10 protein-coding genes are annotated in these 17,163 nt (G+C 70.6%); 9 read left to right on the top strand and 1 reads right to left on the bottom strand.

The window, feature by feature from the left end; all coding sequences use genetic code 11:
- The first annotated feature begins 77 nt into the window (after positions 1 to 77).
- The 7 genes from ACWD3I_RS35285 to ACWD3I_RS35255 all read left to right on the top strand — a co-directional run bounded on the left by ACWD3I_RS35285 (position 78) and on the right by ACWD3I_RS35255 (position 12,126).
- Entirely contained in the window at positions 78 to 1,859 is a 1,782-nt protein-coding gene (locus ACWD3I_RS35285) for an ABC transporter ATP-binding protein (protein ID WP_365407000.1), read from the top strand.
- The gene (locus ACWD3I_RS35280) at positions 1,856 to 3,718 is read left to right on the top strand and encodes an ABC transporter ATP-binding protein (RefSeq protein ID WP_365407003.1); all 1,863 of its coding nucleotides are present in this window, start codon (positions 1,856 to 1,858) and stop codon (positions 3,716 to 3,718) included. Before ACWD3I_RS35285 ends, ACWD3I_RS35280 begins: the two co-directional genes overlap by 4 nt.
- A gap of 19 nt (positions 3,719 to 3,737) precedes the next feature.
- The gene (locus ACWD3I_RS35275) at positions 3,738 to 5,522 is read left to right on the top strand and encodes an ABC transporter ATP-binding protein (RefSeq protein ID WP_365407006.1); all 1,785 of its coding nucleotides are present in this window, start codon (positions 3,738 to 3,740) and stop codon (positions 5,520 to 5,522) included.
- Positions 5,519 to 7,270 carry an ABC transporter ATP-binding protein gene (locus ACWD3I_RS35270; protein WP_365407009.1) on the top strand — a complete coding sequence of 584 codons (1,752 nt, stop codon included), beginning with the start codon at positions 5,519 to 5,521 and terminating at the stop codon, positions 7,268 to 7,270. The genes ACWD3I_RS35275 and ACWD3I_RS35270 overlap by 4 nt, the downstream gene beginning before the upstream one ends.
- A gap of 304 nt (positions 7,271 to 7,574) precedes the next feature.
- Positions 7,575 to 9,584, top strand: a complete 2,010-nt coding sequence (locus tag ACWD3I_RS35265) for a M4 family metallopeptidase (protein WP_451084274.1) — start codon at positions 7,575 to 7,577, stop codon at positions 9,582 to 9,584.
- A gap of 297 nt (positions 9,585 to 9,881) precedes the next feature.
- The gene (locus tag ACWD3I_RS35260) at positions 9,882 to 11,549 is read left to right on the top strand and encodes a M4 family metallopeptidase (protein WP_365407015.1); all 1,668 of its coding nucleotides are present in this window, start codon (positions 9,882 to 9,884) and stop codon (positions 11,547 to 11,549) included.
- A 70-nt stretch (positions 11,550 to 11,619) separates the two neighbouring features.
- The gene (locus ACWD3I_RS35255; RefSeq protein ID WP_266887848.1) at positions 11,620 to 12,126 is read left to right on the top strand and encodes a DUF1990 family protein; all 507 of its coding nucleotides are present in this window, start codon (positions 11,620 to 11,622) and stop codon (positions 12,124 to 12,126) included.
- A 45-nt stretch (positions 12,127 to 12,171) separates the two neighbouring features.
- Here ACWD3I_RS35255 and ACWD3I_RS35250 read toward each other — a convergent pair whose 3' ends face one another.
- Positions 12,172 to 14,790, bottom strand: coding sequence for a glycosyltransferase family 1 protein (locus tag ACWD3I_RS35250; RefSeq protein WP_365407018.1), 2,619 nt, complete (start codon positions 14,788 to 14,790; stop codon positions 12,172 to 12,174).
- Positions 14,791 to 15,084: 294 nt separating this feature from the next.
- Here ACWD3I_RS35250 and ACWD3I_RS35245 point away from each other — a divergent pair, with 294 nt between their 5' ends.
- Both ACWD3I_RS35245 and ACWD3I_RS35240 read left to right on the top strand, forming a co-directional pair.
- A complete protein-coding gene (locus ACWD3I_RS35245) occupies positions 15,085 to 16,287 on the top strand; it encodes a S8 family peptidase (RefSeq protein WP_365407021.1) in 1,203 nt (400 codons plus the stop codon).
- Positions 16,288 to 16,491: 204 nt separating this feature from the next.
- Positions 16,492 to 17,163: maltotransferase domain-containing protein (locus tag ACWD3I_RS35240; protein ID WP_365407024.1), on the top strand; the 672-nt coding region annotated here is incomplete at its 3' end.

Raw genomic sequence — 17,163 nt, 5'->3', positions numbered from 1 at the left:
CGTGGGTCCAGCGGCCGATTCGGGTCCGGCCAAAACTCGGTGGGCGTTGTCAGTGCCGATTTGTAGGCTCACTGCTGATGCCCTCGACACGTGCCACCACCAAGGAACACTCCGCCGTCCGTACCCTGCTGCGCCTGTGGCCGTACGTCAGGCCCGTCCGGGCGCGGCTGCTCGGCGCCGCGTTCGTGGCGATCCTCGCGTCCTGTGCGGGGCTGGTGATCCCGCTCGTCCTGAAGTGGATGGTGGACGGACCGGTCGCCGACCAGGATCCGGCGGGCGTGTGGCTCGGCGCGCTGTTCCTGCTGCTGCTCGGGCTCGGGGAGGCGCTGCTGTTCGGGCTGCGGCGGTGGCTGGTGGCGCGGCCGCTGTCCCATGTCGAGGCGGAGATGCGGGCGGATCTGTACGGGCATCTGCAGCGGCTGCCGGTGTCGTTCCACGACCGGTGGGCATCGGGTCAGCTGCTGTCGCGCGGCACCACCGACCTGATGCTGGTGCGGATGTTCCTGGCGTTCCCGCTGACGTTCCTGCTGGTCAACGGGGTGACGATCCTCATCGGCGTGATCATCATGCTGCTCCAGGACTGGACGCTCGGGCTGGTGATCCTGGGGCCCGCCGTGCCCGTGATCGTCACGTGTGTGCTCTTCGAGCGGCGGTACTTCCATGTGGCGCGGCTCGCCCAGGACCAGGTCGGCGATCTGACGACGGTCGTCGAGGAGAGCGTGCTCGGCATCCGCATCATCAAGGGCTTCGGGCGGCACCGCAGCCAGGCGCGGGCGTTCCGTGAACTGTCGCGGACCCTGCGCGGGACGGAGCTGCGCAAGGCCCGGCTGCTCGCGTCGATCTGGGGTGTCATCGTGACGCTGCCGGAGATCGCCATCGGGGCCGCGCTGGTGCTGGGGTCGGTACAGGTGGCCGACGGGGACCTGTCGGCGGGGACCCTGGTCGCCTTTCTGTCCACGGCTCTGGCGCTGCGGTGGCCCATCGACTCGATCGGCTTCCTGCTGGCGATCAGCCAGGACGCGGCGAGCGCGACGGAACGATATTTCGAGGTGCTGGACGAAACGCCGGAGGATTCCGCGGTGAGCGCGGCCGACGCCGACCGGAAGGACAGCGGGATGCGGTTCGACCACGTCGTCTTCCGCTATCCCGACGCTCCCTCCGACTCCCCGCCCGTCCTCGACCGCATAGACCTCCACATACGCCCCGGCGAGTCCATGGCCCTGGTCGGCGCCACCGGCAGCGGCAAGACGACCCTCACCGCCCTCGTCCCCCGCCTGCATGAGGTCACCTCCGGCCACATCACCCTCGACGGCCAGGACATCGCGGCCATGCCCAGGCAATCGCTGCGCGAACTCGTGGCCGTCGCCTTCGAGGAGCCCACCCTCTTCTCCGCGAGCGTCGGCGACAACGTCCTCATGGGAGCCGAGGACACCGCGGGGGACGCTGAATTGGACCGTGCCCTCGCCGTCGCCCAGGCCGACTTCGTGCACGCCCTCCCCCAAGGCACCGGGACCCAGGTCGGCGAGCAGGGGCTCAGCCTCTCCGGCGGCCAGCGGCAGCGCCTCGCTCTCGCGAGGGCGGTGGTCGGGCAGCCCCGGTTCCTCGTGCTCGACGACCCCCTGTCCGCACTGGACGTGCACACCGAGGCCGCCGTGGAAGCCGCGCTGCGGGAGGTGCTCGCCGAGACCACCGCGCTCATCGTGGCGCACCGGCCCTCGACCGTGCTGCTCGCCGACCGGGTCGCCCTGCTGTCGGAGGGCCGGATCGCCGCCGTGGGCACCCACCACGAACTGCTGCGCACGAACGCCGAGTACGCCCACCTCATGTCGGGGTCCGGGGAGACGGGGGAGGACCGATGACGGCGCCGACGAAGGCCGGGCCCGCCACCGCCGACGAGGAACCGGACGGCCACAGGGCCGCCGCCGGCGGCGACCCCTTCGACCGCGACGTCCTGCCCACCCCGCCCCGCGCGACCTCCGACCTCCTGCGCTCCCTGCTCGCACCGATGAAGGCCCGCGCCCTCGGCGCCGCGCTTCTGCTGCTGCTCCAGCAGGCGGCGGTGCAGGCGGGCCCGCTGCTGGTGGCGTACGCGATCGACCGCGCCGTACCGGCGTTCCGCGAGGACCGCCACGGCCCGCTGATCGCCGTGGGCGTCGGCTATCTGCTGTGCGCGCTGGCCGCGGGCGGGCTGCAGTACGTGTTCATCCTCGCCTCGGCGCGGGTCAACCAGGATGTGCTGCTCGACCTGCGCGGCCGTATCTTCCGCCATGCGCAGGCCCTCAGCGTCGACTTCCACGAGCGCTACACCTCGGGCCGGCTCATCTCCCGCTCCACGGCGGACGTCGAGTCGCTGCGCGAGCTCCTGAGCGAGGGGCTCCAGGAACTGGTGACGGTCGTCCTGTCCTTCGTCTACATCTCGGCGCTGCTGCTCTGGCTGGACCTGGGCCTCGGCGCGGTGGCGGTGGCGTCGTTCGTGCCGCTCTATCTCCTCGTACGGATCTACCAGCGGCGCGCGGGAGAGGTGTACACCCGGCGGTCCACCGCGATCGCCTCCGTGATCGTGAAGTTCGTCGAGACGATGAACGGCATCCGCCCAGTGCGCGCGTTCCGCCGCGAGGCGGCCAACGACGCCGACTTCGCCGTGCTCAACAAGCGGCACGAGCGCGCCAACGGCGACGCGCTCCTCGAGATGGCCCGCTATGTGGTCGGCTCCCGGCTCGTCGCCAACACGGCCGTCGCGCTGATCGTGCTGTGGGGCGCCCACCGGGTGGCGGGCGGCACGCTGGAGCTCGGTGTGCTGGCCGCGGCGGTGCTGTATCTGCGGCGGCTGTACGACCCGATCGACCGGCTCGGCATGTTCCTCAACTCGTACCAGTCGGCGGCGGCCTCACTGGAGAAGATCGCGGGCCTGCTCGCGCAGACGCCGTCGGTGCCGGAACCGTCCGAGCCCCGGCAGCTTCCGCCCCTGGAGTCCGAGCATCCCGGCCGCGAGGTCGTCTTCGACGGCGTCCGCTTCGCCTACCGCACCGGCGGCGAGGTCCTGCCCCGCTTCGACCTCACCCTCCCCGCCGGACAGACGGTCGCGGTGGTCGGCTCGACCGGTGCCGGCAAATCCACGCTGGCCAAGCTCCTCGCCCGCTTCTACGACCCCTCCGAGGGTCGCGTCCTGCTCGACGGGGTCGATCTGCGCGAGCTGGCCGTGCCCGAACTGCGGCGCGGGGTCGTCATGGTGACGCAGGAGGCCTTCCTGTTCTCCGGCACGGTCGCCGACAACATCGCCATCGGTCGCCCGGACGCCACCCGCGAGGACATCGAGCGGGCCGCGAAGGCGATCGGCGCCCATGAGTTCATCAGCGCCCTGCCCGACGGCTACGACACGGACGTACGCAAGCGGGGCGGCCGTATCTCCGCCGGTCAGCGCCAACTCGTCGCGTTCGCGCGGGCGTTGCTCGCCGACCCGGCGGTGCTCATCCTGGACGAGGCGACCAGCTCGCTGGACATCCCGGGCGAACGGGCCGTGCAGCGGGCGATGTCGACGGTCCTGCACGGCCGTACGGCGGTGGTGATCGCCCACCGTCTCTCCACGGTCGAGATCGCCGACCGGGTGCTGGTGATGGAGCACGGCCGGATCGTCGAGGACGGCCCGCCTGACGAACTCATCGCGGGGACAGGCAGGTTCGCGGATCTGCACCGGGCGTGGCAGGACAGTCTGGCGTAGGGAATCGGGGGAACGACAGGTGATCGACGCGTACGAGGATCCCGGCACGCCCGACACGCGAGGCGGCTGGTGGTACCTGTGGTGGCTCGTGCGGTGCCAGGCGGGCCGGTGCGCCCTCGGGGCGGTGATCGCCAGTACCTGGATGGTGCTGCTGGCCGCGACGCCGTACCTGATGGCCAAGGCGATCGACGAGGGTCTGGAACCGGGCGACTTCGGCGCGCTGACCGGCTGGTCCGCGGCCCTCTTCGTGGTGGGGTCGTTCAACGCGTGGCTGAGCATCATGCGGCACCGCACGATGACCCGGGTGCGGATGGACGCCAACTTCCGCACGGTGAAGGTCGTCGTCGGCCACGCGGTCCGGCTCGGCGCCGCGCTGTCGCGCCGGGCGGGTGCCGGGGAGGTCGTCACGATCGGGGTGGGCGACGTACAGACGATCGCGCAGGCCCTGACCGTGGTCGGCCCGGGCGTCGGGGCCGTCATCGCCTATCTGACGATCGCCGGACTGCTGGTCTCGGTCTCACCGCTGATCGCGGCCGTGGTGCTGCTGGGCATCCCCGCGATCGTCGTCCTCGTCGGCCCTCTCCTCACCCGCCTCCAGGGCACGGAGACCGAGTACCGCGAGCGTCAGGGCGTCCTGACCGCCCGTATCGCCGACCTCGCGAGCGGCCTCCGCGTCCTCAACGGCCTCGGCGGCAAGGGCCTGGTCGCGGACGCCTTCCACCGCGACTCCCAGCATCTGCGCGCCCAGGGCTACCGCGTCGGCGCGGTCACCAGTTGGGTCCAGGCCCTCGGCGTGGGCCTCCCGACGATCTTCCTGTCCGTGGTGACCTGGCTGGCCGCCCGCCTCGCCGCCCAGGGCGACATCACCGTGGGCGAGCTGGTCTCGGTCTACGGCTATGTCGCGGTCCTGGTGGGCCCGGTGGCCTTCTGGGTCGAGTGCGGCTACATGCTGAGCCGGGGCGTGGTGGCGGCCCGTCGTGTCGTACGTTTCCTGCGCCTGCAGCCCATGGAGGACGCGGGCACAAGCCCGGCCCCCGCGGAACCGTCGGTACTCCACGACCCCGAGTCGGGCGTGCGGGTCCGACCGGGCCGCCTGACGGCACTGGCGAGCGCACATCCGGCGGACACGGCAGCGGTGATCGACCGCCTGGGCAGATACACCCCGTCGCGAACGACCTGGGGCGAAGTCCCTCTGGACGAGATCCCGTTGACGGAAATCCGCGCCCGCATCCTGGTGGCGGACCACGAGGCGGACGTGTTCGCGGACACGCTGCGCAATGTAGTGAAGGGTGCCGGTAGATCTTCTAGGGGCGCGGGGAACTGCGCGACCAGCCACGACGAACCCGCAGCCGCCAAGCCACAGTCCGAGGCACCCCCTGAAGCGCACCTCGCCCAAGCCCTCCACGCAGCGGTAGCCGACGACATAGTCCAAGCCCTCCCAGACGGCCTGGACTCACAGATCGACGCCCAGGCCCGCAACCTCTCCGGCGGCCAACGCCAACGCATCCGCCTGGCAAGAGCCCTCGCCGCCGACCCAGAAGTACTGCTCGCCACAGAACCCACCTCGGCCCTGGACGCCCACACCGAGGCCCGCGTCGCCAACAGACTCCGCGCCGCCCGCGACGGTCGTACCACCCTCGTCACCACCACCTCCCCCCTGGTCCTGGACCACATGGACACCGTCCTCCACCTGGTCGACGGCAAGGTCGCGGCCACCGGCACGCACCGCCAACTCCTCGACACCTCCCCCGGCTACCGCGAACTCGTCGCCAGGGACACCGACTCCGAGGAGGCCGTACGGTGACGTCCGGACACCTGCCCGTCGCCGGACCCGCGGACGTCCGCCAGGCCTCGCTCCGACTGATCCGAGCCGACGGCCGAGCCTTCGCCGCCGCCCTTTCCCTCAACGCGCTGGCCGCGATCGCCGGCCTCGGCGGCCCCTGGCTGCTCGGCAGGATCATCGACGAGGTACGCGGAGGCAGCGGAGTGGGCGCCGTGGACCGACTCGCCCTCGCGCTGCTGGTGTGCTCCGTCGCGGAGCTGCTGCTCGCCCGCTGGGCCCGCTACGTGGGCCACCGCTTCGGCGAACGCACTCTCGCCCGCGTCCGCGAGGAGTTCGTGGACCGCACCCTCGCCCTGCCCGCGTCCGTGGTGGAACGCGCGGGAACAGGCGATCTCACCGCCCGCGGTACGGCGGACGTGGCCACGGTCGGCACGACACTGCGCGACGCCGGCCCCGACCTGTTCATCAACTCCGTGCGGTGCCTGTTCGCGCTCGTCGCCATCCTCCTGATCGATCCGGTCCTCGGCGCCGTCGGCGTCGTCGGCCTCACCCCGATCTGGTTCGCCCTGCGCTGGTATCTGCGCCGGGCCCGGGAGGGCTATCTCGCCGAGGGCGCGGCGACCTCGGACGTCGCCGAGATCGTCGCGGCGACAGCGGCGGGCGCCCGTACGGTGGAGGCGCTCCGGCTGGAGGAACGGCGTGTCCGGGCCAGCCGGGACACCCTCGAGACCGCCCGGCGCACCCGCTTCCACACCCTCTACCTGCGCAGCGTGTTCTTCCCCTCGGTGGAGGTGGCGTACATCCTCCCCATCGCCGGGATCCTGATCATCGGCGGACTCCTTCACACGCACGGGGCGATGAGCCTGGGCTCGGTCGTGGCGGCCGCCCTCTACCTCAACCAGCTGATCAACCCGCTCGACCAGATCCTGATCCGGGTCGAGCAACTGCAGAGCGCCGGTGCCTCGTTCGCCCGCGTGGAGGGGCTGGCGCGCGCTCCGCGGGCCACCGAGGCCAAGGCCCTGTCTCCGGACGGCGACCGGATCGACGTGAGCGGCGTGCGGTATTCCTACGGGCGGGGCGGCGAGGTGCTGCACGGGGTCGACCTGACGGTACGGCCCGGGGAGCGGCTCGCGGTCGTGGGGCCGTCCGGCGCCGGGAAGACCACGCTCAGCCGACTCGTCGCGGGCGTCGACGCGCCCAGTGCGGGCACGGTGACGGTCGGCGGGGTGCCCGTCGTCGAGCTCGGCCCCGAGCAGCTGCGCCGCCAGGTCGTCCTGGTCACGCAGGAGCACCATGTGTTCCTGGGCTCGGTCCGGGACAACCTGCGGATCGCCGAACCGTCCGCCGGGGACGAGGAGTTGTGGTCCGCGCTGGCCGCGGTCGGCGCCGACGCCTGGGTGCGGGAGCTGCCCGACGGCCTCGACACCGCGCTGGGCGACGGCGGTCACCCCACCGACGGTTCGCAGGCCCAGCAACTGGCCCTGGCCCGGGTGGTCCTGGCCGACCCGCACACCCTGATCCTCGACGAGGCCACGGCGCTGCTCGACCCGACCACCGCCCGGCACACCGAGCGTGCCCTGGCAGCCGTACTGGAGGGACGTACCGTCATCGCGATCGCGCACCGGCTGCACACCGCGCACGACGCGGACCGGGTGGCGGTGATGGAGGACGGAATGCTCACCGAACTCGGCTCGCACGAGGAGCTGGTGGCGGCCGACGGGGCGTACGCGGCGCTGTGGCACTCGTGGCACGGGGACCGGCCATCCTGACGATGAGGCAAATTGCCCGTATAACGAACATGACCATCCGGGCAACGGACGATTTCCAGCCAACTTCCTGACGCGCTCCTGACAGAAACCGCGAACTGCTGCCACTCTTCCCACGACCCCGCCACAGCAACCCCACAGCACCTGCACAGCGCTGTGCCGCGGCCGAACTCCCGCACGCGCAATTCCCGTTCTGCCCGGCCGGCCCACCCGCCGCCCGGTCTCCCCCGGCCGCGCGACCCGCGGCCCGCAGACGCAGGAGTCAGTGTTGAGAGCGAGTTCCTCCCACAGACGCACCTCCCACACCATGCACCGCCGGGCCGCCGCAGTGGCACTGGTCGGTGTGTCCGCCCTGATCGCCGCGGCCGTCCAGTCGGGCGCCGCGTCCGCAGCACCGGTGAAGGCACCGTCGGCCGCGGGCAAGGTCATACCGGGCGCCGAGTCCGTCAAGCTCACCCCCGCCCAGCGCGCCGAGCTGATCCGCACAGCCAACGCCGCCAAGGCGGACACCGCCAAGGAACTGGGCCTGGGCGCCAAGGAGAAGCTGGTCGTCCGTGACGTCGTCAAGGACGGCAACGGAACGGTCCACACCCGCTACGAGCGCACCTACGACGGTCTGCCCGTCCTCGGCGGCGACCTCGTCGTGGAGTCCACCAAGGCCGACGCGACCGAGGCCGTGGTGAAGGCGACCCGCGCCGCCATCAAGCCGGCCACCACCACGGCCGCCGTCTCCGCCGCCAAGGCCAAGAGCCAGGCCCTCGGCGCCGCGAAGGCGGAGGACGCCAAGAGCCCCGCCGTCAACCGCGCCCCGCGCAAGGTGATCTGGGCCGGCGACGGCAAGCCGACCCTGGCGTACGAGACGGTCGTGGGCGGCTTCCAGCACGACGGCACCCCGCAGGAGCTGCACGTCGTCACCGACGCCGCCACGGGCGAGAAGCTGTACGAGTGGGAGGCCATCGAGACCGGCACCGGCAACACGGTGTACTCGGGCACGGTCACCCTCGGCACCACACAGTCCGGGTCGACGTACAACCTCACGGACGGCACCCGCGGCGGTCACAAGACCTACAACCTCAACCGCGGCACCTCCGGCACCGGCACCCTCTTCTCCGGTGCCGACGACATCTGGGGCAACGGCAGCCCGTCCAACCTGGAGTCGGCCGGCGCGGACGCGCACTACGGTGCCGCGCTGACGTGGGACTACTACAAGAACGTGCACGGACGCAGCGGTATCCGCGGGGACGGCGTCGGGGCGTACTCCCGCGTCCACTACGGCAACAACTACGTCAACGCGTTCTGGTCCGACAGCTGCTTCTGCATGACGTACGGCGACGGCTCCGGCAACGCCAACCCGCTGACGTCGATCGACGTGGCCGCGCACGAGATGACCCACGGGCTCACCTCGAACACGGCCGGGCTCAACTACAGCGGTGAGTCCGGCGGTCTGAACGAGGCGACTTCGGACATCTTCGGTTCGACCGTCGAGTTCTACGCCAACAACTCCTCCGACGTCGGTGACTACCTCATCGGCGAGGAGATCAACATCAACGGCGACGGCACGCCGCTGCGTTACATGGACCAGCCGAGCAAGGACGGCTCGTCGTACAACAACTGGACGTCCAGCATCGGCAACGCCGACGTGCACTACTCGTCCGGCCCGGCGAACCACTTCTTCTACCTCCTGTCCGAGGGCAGCGGCGCCAAGACCATCAACGGCGTCAGCTACAACTCGCCCACCGCGGACGGCCTTCCGGTCACCGGCATCGGCCGCGACAAGGCGGAGAAGATCTGGTTCCGCGCGCTGACCACGAAGTTCACCTCCACGACCAACTACGCGGCGGCCCGCACCGGCACCCTCGCGGCGACGGGTGAGCTGTACGGCACGACGAGCGCGGAGTACACGGCGGTCCAGAACGCCTGGGCGGGCGTGGCGGTCGGCTCGCGTCCCGGCGGTGGCGGTGGCGGCGGTACCTCCTTCGAGAGCACGACCGACGTATCGATTCCGGACAACGGGGCCGCGGTGACGTCCTCGATCGCCGTGACCGGTCGTACGGGCAACGCGCCGTCGAACCTCGCGGTCGCGGTCGACATCGTGCACACCTACATCGGTGACCTCCAGGTCCAGCTGGTCGCCCCCGACGGCACGGCGTACACGCTGAAGGCGTACGGCACCGGTGGGAGCACGGACAACCTCAACACCACCTACACGGTGAACGCGTCCTCCGAAGTCGCCAACGGGACCTGGCAGTTGAGGGTTCAGGACAACGCGGCCATCGACACCGGCTACATCAACAGCTGGAAGCTCACCTTCCCGTAGACCGGGTGGTGCTGAGCGACTGAAGGACAGGGCGCCGCCCCGGTGGTTCGACTCCCCGGGGCGGCGCCCTCTTTTTGCCAGTGCCTTACCGAGGGCTTGTTGGGCCTTTGCCGAGGTCAAGTCGCTTTACATTGCCGCAATGTTCACTCAGGAGCCGGTTTTCGGCCAACATCACGACGGGGTCATGACATTTATGCGGCCCTGATGCCACTCTTCCTCACACCCGCCGCACAACTTCACAACCACCCCGGGCAGGTTGCCCCACAGCCGTCCGGGCTCCCCCACTAAGGAGCTTGTGTGACCCCCGTCTACGCGCGTCACAAGCGCACCACTCTGGCCATCGCCACCGCTGTCGCGGCCGGAGCCCTCCTCGCCACCGGTCTGACCAGCGGCAGCGCCGCGGCGCAGAGCCCGGCGGAAACCACGGGCAAGGCCACGCTCGCCGCCGCCCCCCTCCAGCTGTCTCCGGCCGCGCGCACCACGCTCATCAAGCAGCAGCAGGCCGGCGCCTCCGACACCGCCCAGGAGATAGGCCTCGGCGCCAAGGAGAAGCTGGTCGTCAAGGACGTCGTGAAGGACGCCGACGGCACCGTCCACACGCGTTACGAGCGCACCTACGCCGGTCTGCCGGTCCTCGGTGGCGACCTGGTCGTCCACGAGTCGAAGTCCGGCGCGGCCAAGGGCGTCTCCAAGGCGACGGCCAAGACCATCAAGGTCGCCTCGCTGACCCCGAAGCTCACCGTCGCCAAGGCCGAGAAGCAGGCGCTGACCGCCGCCAAGGCCGCGGGCTCGGAGAAGACCGCCGCCGACGGCGCGCGCAAGGTCGTCTGGGCCGGCTCGGGCACCCCCGTCCTCGCCTACGAGACGATCGTCGGCGGCTTCCAGGACGACGGCACCCCGAACCAGCTGCACGTCATCACCGACGCCGCCACCGGCAAGAAGCTCTTCGAGCACCAGGGCATCGAGAACGCGACCGGCACCGGCAGAAGCCTGTACTCGGGCACGGTCAGCCTCGAGACCACCCTGTCGGGCTCGACGTACCAGCTGACCGACGGCACGCGCGGCAGCCACAAGACGTACAACAAGGCCCACGGCACCAGCTCCTCCGCGGGCACGCTCTTCACGGACGCCGACAACACGTGGGGCACCGGAGCCGCCTCCAGCTCCACCACCGACCAGACCGCGGCCGTCGACGCCGCCTACGGCGCGGCGACCACCTGGGACTTCTACAAGTCCACCTTCGGCCGCAGCGGCATCAAGAACAACGGTGTCGCGGCCTACTCCCGGGTCCACTACGGCAACGCGTACGTCAACGCGTTCTGGGACGACAGCTGCTTCTGCATGACGTACGGCGACGGCGAGGGCAATGTCAGCCCGCTGACCTCGCTGGACGTGGCAGGCCACGAGATGAGCCACGGCGTCACCTCGAACACGGCGGGCCTGAACTACAGCGGCGAGTCCGGCGGCCTCAACGAGGCGACCTCGGACATCTTCGGCACGGGTGTCGAGTTCTACGCGGCCAACTCCAACGACGTCGGTGACTACCTCATCGGCGAGGAGATCGACATCAACGGCGACGGCACTCCGCTGCGCTACATGGACAAGCCCAGCAAGGACGGCGGCTCGGCGGACTCCTGGTCCTCGTCGGTCGGCAACCTGGACGTCCACTACTCGTCCGGCGTCGCGAACCACTTCTTCTACCTCCTGTCGGAGGGCAGCGGTTCGAAGACGATCAACGGCGTCAGCTACAACTCGCCGACGTCCAACAGCTCCACGGTCACCGGCATCGGCCGCGCGAAGGCGCTCCAGATCTGGTACAAGGCGCTGACGACGTACTTCACGTCGACGACCAACTACAAGGCGGCACGTACGGGCACGCTCTCGGCGGCCTCCGCCCTGTACGGCTCCACCAGCACCGAGTACAAGGCGGTCGCCGCGGCCTGGTCCGCGGTCAACGTGAGCTAGCCCGAGGGGGGCTTGCTGGGCGGCACCCGGGACGAAGGCATTCCGGGGTGCCGCCCTACCCTTGTCTCCCATGTCCTTCACGTACGACGACGTAGGCGCGACCCAGCGGAACGGTTTCTGCCCGCCCGGCTTCCGCCCCCTCCACGTCCGCACCCGCATCGGCGAGGGCGAACAGGTCTTCCGCCGCGCCTCGGAAGCGGTCCTGACCTGGGAGATGCACCGCGCGATGGGCGTGGGCATCGACGCCTCCGCGGACCGCGCGGCGCCCGACGTCGACGTCACGGTGACGCTGGCCGGCCTCATAAAGGCGCCCTGCCGCGTGGTCTGGACGGTGGAGGAACGCCGCCGCGCGGGCTGGGCCTACGGAACGCTTTCCGGCCACCCCGAGTGCGGCGAGGAGTCCTTCGTCGTGGACCGGACCGGGGACGGCACGGTGTGGCTCACCATCTCCGCGTTCAGCCGGGCCGCGAAGTGGTACTCCCGGGCCGGCGGGCCCGCGACGCGGGGGTTGCAGCATGCCTACGCGCGCAGGTGCGGGGTGGTGCTGCGGCGGCTGAGCGGCGGGGACGAGGACTGAGTCCTGCGCGGCCCGCATCAGCCGCCTGGCCGACACCCTCGGGTGTCACCTCATCAGCACCCCCGCCGCCTCCACCACGTCCTCGGACGGCACCGCCACCAGCCCCAGCTCCGCCCCCGACGCCAGCAGTCGATGCGAGGGCAGAATCCGCACCGTGTACCCGAAGGGCCCCGTCCGATCCAGCGACAGCGGCCCCTCGTACACCCACCGCCCTTCCGGGTCGGGCCCGCCCACGGGCTTCAGGGGAACCGTCAGCGCGTCCGCGATCCGGTCCTCCTCGTCCACGCGCCCGGACACGGCCTGGACCTCGACGTCCTCGGGGCTCAACTCACCGAGCCCCACCCGCACCCGTAGCCCGAGCGTGGACCCGAGTTCCGCCGTGGTCGTCGCGACCGACGTCTCGACGTGGTCGACGGTGACCGAGGACCAGGCACCCCGCACCCGCGCCTTCCAGACCGCGAGCTCCCGCGCCAGCTCCGGCGTCATCGCGCGATGCGCGTGTGCGGCCGGGGTGTAGAGCCGCTCCACGTAGTCGCGGACCATGCGACCGGCCAGCACCTTCGGACCGAGCAAGGTCAACGTCTGGCGGACCATCTCGATCCAGCGGTCCGGCAACCCGCCCTGGCCCCGCTCGTAGAAGCGTGGTGTGACCCGCTGCTCCAGCAGGTCGTACAGCGCCGCCGCCTCCACGTCGTCCCGGTGGTCGGGATCCGTCCCCGTGCCGTCGGCCGTCGGGATAGCCCAGCCGAAGTCGGGCTGGAACCATTCGTCCCACCAGCCGTCCAGGACGGACAGGTTGAGGCAGCCGTTGAGCGCCGCCTTCATGCCTGAGGTCCCGCATGCCTCCAGCGGTCGGAGTGGGTTGTTGAGCCAGATGTCGCAGCCCGGGTAGAGCTTCTGCGCCATCGCCATGCCGTAGTCGGGGAGGAACACGATCCGGTGGCGGACACGAGGGTCGTCCGCGAACCTCACCAGCTCCTGCACCAGCCGCTTCCCACCGTCGTCCGCCGGGTGCGCCTTCCCCGCGACCACGATCTGGATCGGGCGCTCGGGATGCAGCAACAGGTCCATCAGACGGTCCCGGTCGCGGAGCATCAGGGTCAGGCGCTTGTACGACGGGACGCGCCGCGCGAATCCGATCGTCAGGACGTCGGGGTCCATCACCCCGTCGATCCACCCCAACTCAGCGGTTCCCGCGCCTCGTTGGCGCCACGAGACCCGCAGCCGCTCCCGTACCTCGGTCACCAGCTGCTCGCGCAGCACCCGGCGCAGCTCCCAGATGTCCTGGTCGGGGATCTCCCCCACCGCGTCCCACCGGTCCGAGCCGCCGACCGTCAGCGCGTCCTCGGTGCGCTGGGCGCCGATCTGGCGGGCGCCGAGGCGGAAGACCTCCGGGGCGACCCAGGTCGGGGCGTGCACCCCGTTCGTCACGGAGGTGATCGGCACCTCGTCGGGGTCGAATCCCGGCCAGAGTCCGGAGAACATCTCGCGGCTGACGTGACCGTGGAGCAGGGAGACGCCGTTCGCGCGCTGCCCGAGGCGCAGGCCCATCACGGCCATGTTGAAGAGGTTGGGCTCGCCTCCCGGATATGTCTCCATGCCCAGCCGCAGGATCCGTTCGACGTCGATGCGGGGCAACTCGGCATCCGCCCCGAAGTGCCGGGCGACCAGCTCGCGGTCGAAGCGGTCGATGCCGGCGGGGACGGGGGTGTGGGTGGTGAAGACCGTCCCGGCCCGGACCGCCTCCAGCGCCGCATCGAAATCAAGCCCTTGATCGCCCAGTTCGGCGATCCGCTCCAGCCCCAGGAACCCCGCGTGGCCCTCGTTGGTGTGGAAGACCTCGGGTGCGGCGTGGCCGGTCAGCCGGCAGTACGTACGTACCGCCCGGACCCCGCCGATTCCCAGCAGCATCTCCTGGAGCAGGCGGTGCTCGCTGCCGCCGCCGTAGAGCCGGTCGGTCACCCCTCGTTCGCCGAGGTCGTTCTCCTCGACGTCGGAGTCGAGCATCAGCAAGGGCACGCGGCCGACCTGGGCCAGCCAGATCCGGGCGTGCAGCTGTTTGCCGCCGGGCAGGGCCAGCGACACCTGTGCGGGCGTGCCGTCGGCCTCCTTCAACAACCCCACGGGCAGCTCGTTGGGGTCGAGGACCGGGTAGTGCTCCTGTTGCCAGCCGTCGCGGGACAGCGACTGGCGGAAGTAGCCGTGGCGGTACAGCAGCCCCACGCCTATCAGGGGGACGCCCAGGTCACTGGCCGCCTTCAGATGGTCGCCCGCCAGGATGCCCAGGCCGCCGGAGTACTGCGGCAGGGCCGCCGTGACGCCGAACTCGGGTGAGAAGTAGGCGACGGCGGCGGGGAGCTCGCCGGACTGGGTCTGGTACCAGCGCTCGCCGGAGACATAGTCGTGCAGATCGTCCGCGGCGGCCGTCAGCCGGCGCAGGAAGCGGCGGTCCTCCGCCAGCTCCGCGAGGCGCCGGGGCGGTACGTCGCCCAGCAGGCGTACGGGGTCGCAGCCCGAAGCGGCCCAGCACTCCGGATCGACCGACTGGAACAGGTCACGGGTCTCCGCATGCCAGGACCAGCGCAGATTGCGCGCGAGGTCACTCAGCGGCCGGAGGGGTTCGGGCAGTACGGGTCGGACGGTGAAGCGACGGATAGCCTTCATTGCCACCTCGTACGACGTGCGGAGGGGGACGCACCGCGCTGTGCGCCCCGTCGTCACCGTCGACGGTATCGGCCGACGGCCGTCGTAACCACGGTGCCGCAGAAGCAGACAGACCGGAAAACGCCGCAACCTTCACGCGCCCCCCATGGACGATATGGCCGATTCCGCCCCCGTAGGCGTCCTTGTGGTGGCTTCGCACCCCACGAGAGGCTGCACGTGGCGTATCGGCCACGCCGGTCGACTCCCGGTGAACCACGGCCGCCGTACGCCGAGTTGAGGAGGGGAACTCACACCATGGCACGGACGCGCACACGGCGTCTGCGCTGGGCGGGGGGCTTGACCGCGGTGACCTGTACCGCCGCGCTTTCGGCCATCACCCTGCCCGCGCACGCCGCACCGGAGGGGAAGATACTCGGCGCCGGGAACCCCGGTTCCGTCGGGGGAAGCTACCTGGTGACTCTCAAGGGGGAAACGAAGGCTCCGTCGTCGGCGGGAAGGAGTCTCGCCGAGAAGTACGGGGCGAAAATAAGCCATACCTACGGCACGGTCCTCAACGGCTATGCGATCAAGGCCAATGAGAGACAGGCCAAGTTGCTCGCGGCCGACCCCCGCGTGGCGTCGGTCGCCCAGGACACCCGTGTGACCCTGGAGCACAGCCAGCGGAACCCGCCCTCCTGGGGGCTGGACCGCGTCGACCAGAAGAACCTGCCGCTGGACAAGAGCTACACCTGGCCCGAGTCCGCGGGCGCCGGAGCGACGGTGTACGTGATCGACACCGGCATCCGCATCTCGCACAAGGACTTCGGCAAACGCGCCAGTCACGGCTGGGACTTCGTCGGCAACGACAGGACCGCGAGCGACGGGAACGGCCACGGCACCCATGTCGCCGCCACCGTCGCGGGCACCAAGTACGGCGTAGCCAAGCAGGCCGAGGTCGTCGCCGTCCGTGTCCTCGACAACGCCGGATCGGGCACGACCGCCCAGGTCATCGCGGGTATCGACTGGGTGACCAAGCACGCGAGGAAGCCCGCGGTCGCCAACGTCAGCCTCGGCGGCTACCGCAACGCCCAACTCGACGCCGCCGTACGCAACTCGATCAGGTCGGGCGTCACGTACACGGTCGCGGCCGGCAACGACGCGCTGCCGGCGAGCCTCTACTCGCCCGCGAACGTCACGCAGGCGATCACGGTCGGCGCGAGCGACAAGAAGGACGCACGGGCGGACTTCTCCAACTTCGGAGCGGCCCTCGACCTGTTCGCCCCGGGCGTCGCGATCACCTCGGCCTCCAACAAGAGCGACACCGCCAAGGCCACCTACTCGGGTACGTCGATGGCGTCGCCGCACGCGGCGGGCACGGCCGCGCTCTATCTGGCCGACCACCCCAAGGCCACACCCGCACAGGTGTCCAAGGCACTGGTCGCACAGGCTGTTTTCGGCAAAATCTCCGGCCGAGGGCTTGCCTCGCCGAACAAACTGCTGCAGGTTCCGGCCTCGTAGCGACAGCGTGCGGAGACCGGCCCCGTTCGTCTCGAACGGGGCCGGTCTTGTGTGTAGACATACGCGTGAGTAGTTAACAAAGTGCCGGATTGCCCACCCGAATAGGGTGGGAAGGCTCCTCCGGTACAACTCTCAGGAACACCACGCAGGACCCACCTCCCCACAGCCATCCGCCCACCCACGTTGACGCGGACAGGAGCGGTCATGCCCGCCACGCACCACTCGTCAGCACCCCCGACGACCGGCACCGAGACACCCCCCGAGCAGCACTCGGCAGACATCCAGCCACCGCCTCCGGAGCCACCCTCCACCGGCGACGGCATCGGGCGCATACCCGTCCTCGACGTCCGTCCGATCGTCCAGCGCGGACGCCGGCCCGCGAAGGCGGTCACCGGCGAGACCTTCGAGATCTCGGCCACCGTGTTCCGCGAAGGCCATGACGCGGTCGCCGCCAACGTCGTACTGAAAGACCCCGAAGGCCGCCCGGGCCCCTGGACGCCGATGCGCGAACTGGCCCCCGGCACCGACCGCTGGGGCGCCGACGTCAGCGCCGGCGAACCCGGGCACTGGACCTTCCAGGTCGAGGCCTGGGACGATCCGATCAGCACCTGGCGCCACCACGCCCAGATCAAGATCCCGGCGGGCATGGACACCGACCTCGTCCTGGAGGACGGCGCGCGCCTGCACGAGCGGGCCGCCGACGGCGTCCCCAAGGGCGAGGGCCTGCGCAAGGTGATCCGCGCCGCCGTGGCCGCCCTCCGCGACGAGACCCGCCCGGCCGCGGCGCGGCTTGCGGGGGCGTTGACGCCGGAGGTGGACGCGGTGCTGGCGCGGTATCCGCTACGGGATCTGGTGACCGTCTCGGAGGTGCTGCCG

Source organism: Streptomyces sp. NPDC002817 (assembly GCF_053592055.1).
Note: the sequence above shows the minus strand (reverse complement) of the source record. Positions and strands in the feature narration are given on the sequence as shown.